7 protein-coding genes and 1 pseudogene are annotated in these 7,610 nt (G+C 36.3%); 5 read left to right on the forward strand and 3 right to left on the reverse strand.

Going from position 1 to position 7,610, the window contains the following annotated elements:
- Positions 1-49: 49 nt before the first annotated feature.
- Complete coding sequence (locus MSG66_RS13425; protein WP_133974357.1) at positions 50-649, forward strand: TetR/AcrR family transcriptional regulator; 600 nt, start codon at positions 50-52, stop codon at positions 647-649.
- 78 nt (positions 650-727) lie between these two features.
- On the opposite strand, the gene MSG66_RS13430 is transcribed toward MSG66_RS13425, so the two are convergent.
- Complete coding sequence (locus tag MSG66_RS13430; RefSeq protein WP_133974355.1) at positions 728-1,615, reverse strand: LysR family transcriptional regulator; 888 nt, start codon at positions 1,613-1,615, stop codon at positions 728-730.
- A gap of 116 nt (positions 1,616-1,731) precedes the next feature.
- On the opposite strand from MSG66_RS13430, the gene MSG66_RS13435 reads away from it, so the two are divergent.
- Positions 1,732-2,922 carry a serine hydrolase domain-containing protein gene (locus MSG66_RS13435; protein ID WP_133974353.1) on the forward strand — a complete coding sequence of 397 codons (1,191 nt, stop codon included), beginning with the start codon at positions 1,732-1,734 and terminating at the stop codon, positions 2,920-2,922.
- Positions 2,919-4,082 (forward strand): MFS transporter, encoded by a 1,164-nt coding sequence (locus tag MSG66_RS13440; RefSeq protein ID WP_133974351.1) that lies wholly within the window; start codon positions 2,919-2,921, stop codon positions 4,080-4,082. Before MSG66_RS13435 ends, MSG66_RS13440 begins: the two co-directional genes overlap by 4 nt.
- Positions 4,083-4,150: 68 nt before the next feature.
- Here the strand turns inward: MSG66_RS13440 and MSG66_RS13445 are convergent.
- Together MSG66_RS13445 and MSG66_RS13450 are read right to left on the reverse strand one after the other, a co-directional pair.
- Positions 4,151-4,294: pseudogene (locus MSG66_RS13445) on the reverse strand (ADP-ribose pyrophosphatase); the annotation flags it as partial.
- A 25-nt stretch (positions 4,295-4,319) separates the two neighbouring features.
- Positions 4,320-5,078: an HD domain-containing protein gene (locus MSG66_RS13450; RefSeq protein ID WP_324654372.1), complete on the reverse strand. Its 759-nt coding sequence runs from the start codon at positions 5,076-5,078 to the stop codon at positions 4,320-4,322.
- A 705-nt stretch (positions 5,079-5,783) separates the two neighbouring features.
- On the opposite strand from MSG66_RS13450, the gene MSG66_RS13455 reads away from it, so the two are divergent.
- A complete protein-coding gene (locus MSG66_RS13455) occupies positions 5,784-6,338 on the forward strand; it encodes a helix-turn-helix domain-containing protein (RefSeq protein WP_324654373.1) in 555 nt (184 codons plus the stop codon).
- Positions 6,339-6,740: 402 nt separating this feature from the next.
- On the forward strand, positions 6,741-7,610 hold an 870-nt coding region (locus tag MSG66_RS13460), incomplete at its 3' end, for a hypothetical protein (protein WP_324654374.1).

Here is a 7,610-nt window from a genome sequence, read left to right on the forward strand (position 1 = left end):
TTTTTCGAATAATAATGAAAAGACGTACTAAGTTTGATGAAGGGTCATTATGGCTGGCAGACCAAGAGAGTTTGATCGAGAAGAAGCCCTCGTAAAAGCGAGAGATTTTTTCTGGCTTCATGGCTATGAAGGCACATCAATGTCAGATTTAGTTGAAGCTTTAGGGATTGCCTCAGCTCGAATTTATAAAGCATTTGGCTCAAAAGAGGCTTTGTTTAGAGAGGCCGTAAATCACTACGAAAAAAATGAAGGTAACTTTGCGTTAAATGCTTTAAAGCAAAAAAATATTAAAGATGTAATCAACCAATTATTTAAAGATGCACTAGCGCTTTACACGCAAGCCAATCACTCGTATGGGTGCATGGTTGTGTCCGCAGCGAGTGTGTTAGGCGAAGAAAACCAAGCTGTTTTAGACTGGATGAAAGCACAACGTATTGCACGGGGGCAGAGTCTGGTTGATCGATTTGTTCAGGCAAAATCAGACGGTCAATTGGTGGCAGAGGCTGACCCTAAAACCTTAGGGCAATATTACGCGCTCGTTCTACATGGATTATCTGTTCAAGCAAGAGATGGATATTCGCAAGAAGAGCTTTCTCGGGTCATTAATTTTGCATTAAAAAATCTAGATCAATATGTTGTAAGCGTTTAATAAGCTGGTGTTTACTTTAATGAAAATAAGTCATCATTAGTTTTGATAAATAGCTCTTTATCTAGCACATCACATTCTTTATTTTTCAAACATATGTTGAGACAAGAAATTAACAAATGCTCGAACTTTTGGAGAGGGATGTTTACTTGCTGGCCAGAGAATATTAAATATGCCTGTTCTATCCACAAACTCCGGTAATACTTGAACTAATTGATTAGTATTCAATAATTCTTTGATAGAAAAGTCAGGCAAGCAAGCAATTCCTCGACCTTTAAGTGCAAAGCAAACTCGTGTCTCAATATTATTACAAATCATCGATATCGGCAGTTGTAAGTCCAGTTCATTTTCAGTTGTTTTTAGGGGCCATTTCTCAAGCTTGCCGCTATGAGAAAATCGATAATGTAAACAAGAGTGTTTTAATAAATCAGCAGGTACAGTGGGCGTTCCACGTTGAAGTAAATAGGCAGGAGAGGCGACAAGTAATTGTCTAAAAGTCCCCAGTTTTGAGGCTTTTAAACGTGAATCTGTTGGAATACCTGTCCGAACAACAGCATCAAATCCTTCTTCAATCACATCTACCAATCGGTCTGTAAAATCAAGATCTAATTCTATTTCTGGATATTCCTGCATAAAGTCACCAAGTATAGGTAATACGAGTGAACTTACTAAAGGCAAACTCACACGTAATCGTCCTTGTGGAGACTTGATTGCTTGCGATAACTCCATTTCTGCTGCTTCAATTTCAGCCAGTATGCGTCGACTACGTTCTAAAAATAATATTCCTTCAGCAGTCAGATTAATACTACGTGTATTACGATGAAAAAGTCGTACACCAATCTTTTCTTCAAGGCGAATCAAGCTCTTACCAACAGCAGAAGCTGAAATTCCTAATGAACGTCCTGCCGCCACAATACTTCCAGTCTCAGCGATTTTAACGAATACGGTAAATCCATTCAGGCTATCCATTCTTTTCTCCTTATTACGGAACAAAACTTCCGTATAACAAGGAACTATAACCGACTTTTTCTTTAATAGGAGACTTCCTAGTATATAAATCTCGAATATGAAAAGAAGTTTTTACTATGATTTCTAAAGAGTCCGTATCAAATAACACCGTACCATCGACCTCTTTAAGCCTCGTTCAAAATGTTGTTCAAAAAGCGATAGATAATAACCAGTTAGTAGGTGCTACGGTTATTGTGGCTCAACATGGGAAAGTGATACATCGTGAAGCATTGGGGTTATCTGATCGAGAGCGATCAATATCAATGACAACGGATATAGTCTTCCGTTTAGCTTCAGTGAGTAAGGTTATTGTTTCAACCGCTGCTTTAGTTTTAGTTGCTCAAAATAAACTGAACTTAGATGAATTCATTCATCATCAATTACCATTTTTTCAGCCTAAATTAGAAAATGGAAAGTTTGTACCGATTACTTTACGCCAACTACTCAGTCATACGGCAGGTTTAAATTATCGTTTTCTTGAACCAGATATCTATGGTGCATATTCACAGGCAGATGTATCTGATGGCATGGATTCATCCAATATTAGTTTGGAAGAGAACGTACGTCGAATTGCTACCGTACCTTTACTCTATGAACCAGGGAAAGGATGGGGATATTCTTTAGCAACAGATGTATTAGGCGCATTAATCGAAAAAGTATATGGCAAGCCTTTAGATCAAGCGGTTAGAGAGTTAGTCACTGATCGATTGAAAATGAACAATACTGGTTTTGTTGTACCAGATAACCAACATGTAGCAACTGTTTATGTGAGTGATAGTCCTGAACCTCATATTTTATTAGAAGAAGAGGTTGTTTCACCATTTGAAGGATGTGTTGGAATTAGTTTTAGTCCACGCCGTATTTTTAATTCGCAAGCATTTTTCTCAGGTGGCGCAGGAATGGCTGGAACCGTTGAGGATTTTTTTAGCTTATTAGAAGCTCTTCGTCAGGATGATTCATTATTTTTACCCACTGAATTAATTGATGAAATGGCAAAAGATCAAACGGGTGGTTATGAGTTACCTAATGCGCCGGGCTTTGGTTTTGGTCTCGGATTTTCAGTATTAAGAAACGCTCAGCAAGCACTATCACCAGAATCAGAGGGAACATGGCGTTGGGGAGGCGCTTACGGTCATTCATGGTTTGTCGATAAAAAACATAATCTGAGTGTCATCGCATTTACAAACACACTTTATGAAGGCATGTCTGGAAAGTTTGTTACAGACCTACGCGATGCAGTTTATAAAGCGATAGGAGTAGTCGAATGAGCAGCTCGCATTCAAATGATCGATTGCCTATCGTTTCTTTACTCATCCTCGCTATGGCAGCCTTTGTTACGATCTTGACAGAAGCGTTACCTGCGGGGTTATTACCTCAATTAGCTTTGGGTTTAAATATATCTGAACCCTTAGCAGGACAAACAATCACGATATATGCGATTGGGTCTTTATTAACAGCCATTCCATTAACGAATGCTACCCAAAGTATTCGTCGTAAACCCTTGTTATTAATTGCTCTAGCGGGTTTTGCTTTCACAAATCTAATTACAACGCTATCTACCAGTTATCTTTTAACAATGGTTGCCCGATTTTTGGCCGGTGTTTCAGCAGGGTTACTTTGGGCCTTGCTAGCTGGTTATGCAACGCGAATGGCACCAGAACACTTAAAAGGGCGTGCGATAGCAATAGCAATGTTAGGAACACCATTGGCTTTGTCTCTAGGTGTGCCAGCAGGTACTTACCTTGGTCAATTGTTCGGTTGGCGAATGGCTTTTGGTGTTATGAGTATTTTTGCGATTATTTTAGTGGTGTGGGGAAGTCTCACACTACCTGACTTTGAAGGGCAGGCTACTGGTAAACACATATCTTTAAAACAGGTATTTATTTTACCCGGTGTCAGACCTATATTATTTACTGTTTTAAGCTTTGTGCTTGCGCATAATCTTCTATATACCTATATCGCTCCGTTTTTATCAATTGCTGATTTATCTAAAAATACGGACATTATTTTACTGATATTCGGCTGTTTATCATTATTCAGCATCTTCATTACAGGTGTGTTGATTGACCAACATTCACGCCTATTAACACTCACTAGCATCATATTATTTGGCTTTTCTGCTCTTTTACTTGCGGTGATGGGGAATTATGCGGTTATCGTTTATGTGGCAATCGGAATTTGGGGTATTGCGTTTGGTGGTGCTGCGACATTGTTTCAAACTGCATTAGCGAAGACTACAACCAATATGGCTGATATTGCTCAATCAATGTTAGTGACTGTTTGGAATATCGCTATTGCTGGCGGGGGAATTATTGGTGGCTTCTTACTGAGTAATGTCGGGGTGAGTTCTTTCCCTCAAGTACTTTTAATATTGTTATTTATTACATTCATTGTTGTTTTAAGAGCGAAACAATATGGGTTTCGCTAAAAACGACATATTCGATTATGAAAGAAGAACTCCAAATATAAGAGTTCTGCCTTACAGTGAGTTTTTAATTAATCAAATTGAGTAACTTCTGGTATTAACTCTAAATAATCAAAAAATTTCTGTATTTGTTCTTCTGTTACCCGTGCTGTAGAAATGGGCGGCAACTCATTTCTACCAAAGAATCCAACTTCAGGTGTTTCAATATTTGGTGTAGGCACTTTATAAATATTAATATTTCTACTCTTCATATAAATTTGACTTAATCATGAGCGGTAAACCAAGACTACTTAATAAGCTAGTTCGAGAATTTGGTACATTCTTATTTTCTAAATCAATAAGCTCGATAAATGCTTTATTAAATTGTTTTCTAGGATATTTTCCTAAAATTTTATTTCTAAAAGAGACGGGGAGTTTATATAGACCGTCACCAATCACATCGCATGATGCACCTTGCTGTAATAGCGTAATTTCTGCTGGGTCAGAATGATCTATATAACCATTCATATGTAAGCAGATAGCATCTCTAATAACTTCACTTTTCTTCTCATCAAAGCTATGTTCTTTAGCCTTTAGCTCAAATTGTTTGGCACTCTCGTAGGTAAAACAATTACAACCTTTACTATGAATATGTTGCTCAGTTAAGCCAATATCATGAAAAAGTGAGGCTACTAAAAGTGATTCATGGTCAAATTGCTGTTTTTGTATATTGCCTAAGGCAGCTCCCCAAAAGTAGGTGCGCCATGAATGATTGTAGATAGATATATTTGCTTTAGCCTCTAGTTCATCAAGCGCGACTTTAACCATTTGAGTATCTGGTATTACGATCTGATCCATATCAAAATCATGGGAAGTTTTGAACCGAAAGTAATTTATTTTTATAGAGGCCATAATACTCGGCAGCATAATTTTTTGAATTAACTTAATTTTCTCTTTGAAACTGAGCTGACCATTTGTAGCTTGCATCCAGTTATATGAACCAATTCTTATAGTTTTCATTATTAGATCTCATTTTAGAGTAATTACTCTAAAATATTATCATAGATGATTTTTTGCAAGTTGTATCTTTTAAGACATCGATAGAGCTTTGATTGATAGGCGTTTTATAAACCCCAATTTAACAATAAATTTTAATTATTTACCCTTACTTTTTAATGATCTATTTTAAAGCAAATGTCATTTTGCGTGCTTGACTGAAAGAGGGTTGAATACTATTCTTTGCCTGCTGGCCTACATTGCCAGTCGGTTTTAGCAGACCGTTTTAGACCACATCAGGATTATTTCTTCTGAGGAATAGTCTTGTGTGAGCATCTCGTTCCCTCCCGTTGCGGTAGGACGGGAGTGGGACACCCTCGGGTGTGCTGGAGTCTAACCAGTCTGCTAACCCTCTTCCGTTCTGCCACCATAATTTATAATGTCTGGCAGAACTCCAATTACAAAGGAGCTGGCTTTGCACATCCATTATTTCTTGGCAACCTTTGCCAAAAGCTATAACGACACAACTTAAAATTTTAAAGCAGTTTGATGGCTATTAGGCTTTTCAGACTTTAAATCATTTTGTCTAAAAACTTAATCAACAATAAAACTTGAGATGTGCCAAGCACAGTCTTTATGGGCTTTGCTATGCCTTTTTTCTCCCAAAAAACGGCAGCGGTTTTTATATCTCATTTATATACAACAATAATTTTTTATAACGGTAAAACTATGCCACATTCAGACCTACCATTTCGTGCTTTAAGCGTACTTCACTCAGCAAGATATCTTTTTAATCAATACGGTTTTCACAATGTCGGTGTAGACCGAATTATTGAGTCGGCAAATACTACCAAAGCCACGTTTTATAATTACTTTCACTCAAAAGAACGCCTTATTGAAATGAGCTTAACCTTTCAAAAAGATGGTCTTAAACAAGAGGTCATTTCGATTATCTATATTCAAAAAGAATTAACTCTAGTCGAAAAACTGCGCAAAATTTACTTTTTACATGCCGACTTAGATGGGCTTTATCATTTGCCATTTAAGGCTATTTTTGAAATTGCGAAAGCACATCCAAAGGCTTATCAGACCGTAGTTGACTATCGAAATTGGTTGATCAGTGAAATCTATAATTTGCTTTTAACCACCAATGCAAATGCTTCAAAACAAGATGCACACATGTTTTTGTTTGTGATTGACGGTGCGATGGTTCAACTTTTAGACCCCAATAAACCAGATGAAAGAGAAAGGTTGCTTGAATATTTTTTGGTGGGGTTTGGGTAGGGAGTTGATAAGTGAAGTGATATAGAAAAGCTAAGCCCAAATTTGATTTTGTGTTTAACCACATGAAATAAAGGTTTCCATTTGTTAGTTTAAAGTTTATTGATAGCAAATATAATATGCGGGATGTAAAAATAAAATTTCAGTTACTCTCAGGGAGAGCAAGATGTTTTAATTTATTGCATTTTAATATCAATGGGTAATTAAATTTATTAATTCTAGAAGTTTTCAATGCCAGTATCTAATACGGAGAGTATTTTACTTGAAATGATTGAAAGGCTGTTCTTGGCTAATGATGTGTAAAAAAGGATTGTTCATTATTATTTAGTTTTTTGTTTAAATAATATTGTTAAAATGTTATAAATTAGATAATTTTTTTTAATTATTTAGAAATGGTCATTTTTCATGAGTAAGAAAATAAAAGTATTAGATATCTATTTAGACACTGATAACCCTAGACACGATCCAATAAATGACCAACTTGAAATTATCTCACACTTATTAAAAGAAGAACGAGTTAAAAACTTGGCTAAGGATATAGCTGAAAATGGAATTAGTCCGATTGAGTTGTTGGCTGTAGTTAAGGACAAAAGCAATAAATATATTGTGGTTGAAGGTAATCGTCGTATTTGTGCGCTAACATTATTGAATGACCCCGAGAAAGCACCTAATCAGACTTTAAAAGACTACTTTAAGAAATTAAGGGCTAAGTCTGCGTTAATACCAGATTCTGTCAATTGTGAGGTATTCGATCACAGAGAGAAAGCAGATTTATGGATCGAACGTCGTCACGAAGGGGAACAATCTGGTGTTGGCACTAGACAATGGAATGCTGTACAGAAAACGAGACATAATGCTCGGTTGCAAAGAAGTGATGACAACACTTTGGCACAAGCTATTATTGATTATGCAATAAATAATAATTTAATCAAAAATAATGAAACTGGTCGTATATTGACAACCGCCTCACGATATTTAGGTAATCCTTTTTTTAGAAAAACTATAGGTATTGCAAGTTCTCGTACTGATTTAAATGTTCAAATTACAACTACACTTTCCGAATTCGAAAAAATAATTACTAAATTTTGTTCAGATTTGATTGTGAGTGCAGATCCTAACAGTCTTGAAACGATTGTATCTTCTCGATCTAGTAGTTTGGCGGTAGAGGAGTATGCTAGAAAACTTATACATGATGGTTATGCTCCAATAACACATTTTAAAGCGTATCTTTTAAAGGAAGCAATTCGAGAAGAACTTTTAGAAGAAAGAGTAACT

The sequence above is a fragment of the Acinetobacter sp. IK31 genome (genome assembly GCF_035615195.1).
Classification (GTDB): domain Bacteria; phylum Pseudomonadota; class Gammaproteobacteria; order Pseudomonadales; family Moraxellaceae; genus Acinetobacter; species Acinetobacter calcoaceticus_C.